2 protein-coding genes are annotated in these 2,454 nt (G+C 31.8%); both read left to right on the top strand.

Annotation, left to right across the window (positions count from 1 at the left end; all coding sequences use genetic code 11):
* The first annotated feature begins 380 nt into the window (after positions 1-380).
* Positions 381-965, top strand: coding sequence for a TetR/AcrR family transcriptional regulator (locus tag M983_RS01105; protein ID WP_066745749.1), 585 nt, complete (start codon positions 381-383; stop codon positions 963-965).
* Positions 949-2,172, top strand: a complete 1,224-nt coding sequence (locus M983_RS01100; protein WP_210433219.1) for a multidrug effflux MFS transporter — start codon at positions 949-951, stop codon at positions 2,170-2,172. The genes M983_RS01105 and M983_RS01100 overlap by 17 nt, the downstream gene beginning before the upstream one ends.
* The last annotated feature ends 282 nt before the right edge of the window (positions 2,173-2,454 follow it).

Genomic DNA, 2,454 nt, shown 5'->3' with positions numbered 1-2,454 from the left:
TAGAACATACATTTGGTACAGGCGAAGAAAACTGGAGTAAGAGATCTGCGACTAGAGATGGATTGAGTTTAGAAATAATAAAATTACGTAAGGCATATAAGCAAGATTCATAAAAATTGATGCATAGGTATTTGTGATAGAGGGAATGATTGCACAAGTGAAGATAGAATCTTAATAAATGTCGCTATCTATACCGTATTAGTCATATTGATAAAAATAATAAAATAAAGTATATACCCACTAAAAAAACATGTGAACTCGATAAATATTATAGAGTTACCTCTTTGTGTAAAAATACACACCTAATCAATAGTTGCATTTCTTCTCCTCATCCTCAATAATCACGACCGACCAGTCGGTCGTGATTAAGGAGAGCCAACATGGGTTCTGAAACAACATTTGAAAAATTGATCCAAGCATCCATGCTTGAATTTTCGTTACATGGCTATAATGGTTCCTCATTGTCTAAAATTGCCAATGCAGCTGGAATACAGAAATCGTCCTTATATAGCCACTTTAAAAGCAAAGATGCTTTATTTATGCATGCGTATACCTGTGCACTAAATGAAGAGATTATTTATGTTAAAAATGCTTTTTTGAATATAAATAATTCGCAGATCCCGGGTTTATCTTATTGTGAGGATTTAATCGAGCGTTATGACAATACGCCGATATTGAAATTTTTGTTGCAAACCAGCTATTTATCACCATTACATCTTACCGATGAAATTAATTTATTACATAGCACTTATATTGATTTATTAACTACAGAATTTAAAAAGACGATAGCAACTTATAAGCACTTAGTTTCTGATGCTGATTTTTATACTGAAGTGTATGTATCAATAATTGATAGTATTCAAGTTAAATTAGTATATACAAATAAAGAGCTTACAAAAATTAGACTTGTAGCGTTAAAAAAAGCTTTGCAGTATTTAACGGGGAAAAATGATGCAAGCTATTAAAAATAGTTCAGGGACATTTAGTTCACTATTAGTGATTTTGCTTGCGTTAATCACTGCACTAGATGCCATGGCAATAGATCTTTATTTGCCAGCAATGCCGACAATTGCTAATGATATTCATGTTTCTTCTGTCGATATTCAATTAACTTTGTCAGTATTTCTTGTTGGATTAGCTATCGGGCAGGGGATATATGGTCCTTTATTAGATAGATATGGTAGACGAATACCGTTATTAGTAGGAATTGGAATCTTTAGTTTAGGTTCTTTCATTGCAACGATAACACAAAACCTTGAGTGGTTATTAATCGCACGACTTATACAAGCAATAGGTGCTTCAGCTGGCTTAGTCACACCAAGAGCAATTGTTGATGACAGTTGTTCACTAAAAGAATCGTCGAAAATATTTTCATTATTAATGCAAATTATGATGATAGCACCAATTTTAGCACCAATAATTGGCGGGTTTTTATTAAGCCATATTGGCTGGCGTAGTATTTTTGGATTTATGACTTTATTAGGTATTATTATTTTCATATGGGGATATCGCTCTATTCCTGACACATTACCTATAGAGCATCGTACTCCTTTAAGTATCAAAAATAGCATACGAGCCTATCTAACCCAATTAGGTAATACTGTGTATATGGGTTATACCCTTGCTGGTGGCGTTATTCTTGCTTCTTTGTTTGTCTATATTAGTGGTTCTTCATTCATTTTTACTGCACATTATGGTTTAACACCAACTCAATTTAGTTATATTTTTGCTGCAAATGCCATTGCTTTAATTATCGGTGGTCAAATCGATATATTCCTACAAAAGAGATACATTTCTTCTAAAATCATTATCATTTTAGGTATTGTTATCCATACAGCTGTAGGTATAACGTTACTTACTGTTATTAATATTGGAAATGTTTCTTTAATTACATTTGGCTCATTATTAGCTATAGGAGTAGGGGCATTAGGGCTAATATTTGGCAATTTGACTGCATTGACTATGGCGAGTGTGAAATCACAATCCGGTGTAGCCTCGTCTTTGATGGGGATGCTTCAATATTTTATTTCAGCTGTTATCGGCTTTTTGATTAGTTTAATCTCTTCAGCCATGTATCAATTGCCTTTCGCGTTCTTTATATGCGGACTACTTGCGATGCTTTTTTTAAGTATTTCCCTGTTTAAGCTGAAAAAAAACAATCTTAATAAGTAACACTTAATTATTGAGATTGAAAGTGCCTCCTTTTATTGAGTGATATATCGCCCTTATTTTTAAGTGCGATATACCACTCCATCCTTTAATTTTAAAAATAAACTTACAAGTTATATAAGTTAACTTCTCTTATGACTGTAGACAGAAAATTTAAATAAATACGTTCGATTTTATAATTGTTAAATAATGTTTTTTTGAAGTGTGATTAAGTTTTATACATTGTCATTTTTAAAATACTTCTATTAATTGTTAATTTGATTTTTTAAATACTATTATTGAAAG

This window comes from Proteus myxofaciens ATCC 19692 (assembly GCF_001654855.1).
Lineage (GTDB): Bacteria > Pseudomonadota > Gammaproteobacteria > Enterobacterales > Enterobacteriaceae > Proteus > Proteus myxofaciens.
Note: the sequence above shows the minus strand (reverse complement) of the source record. Positions and strands in the feature narration are given on the sequence as shown.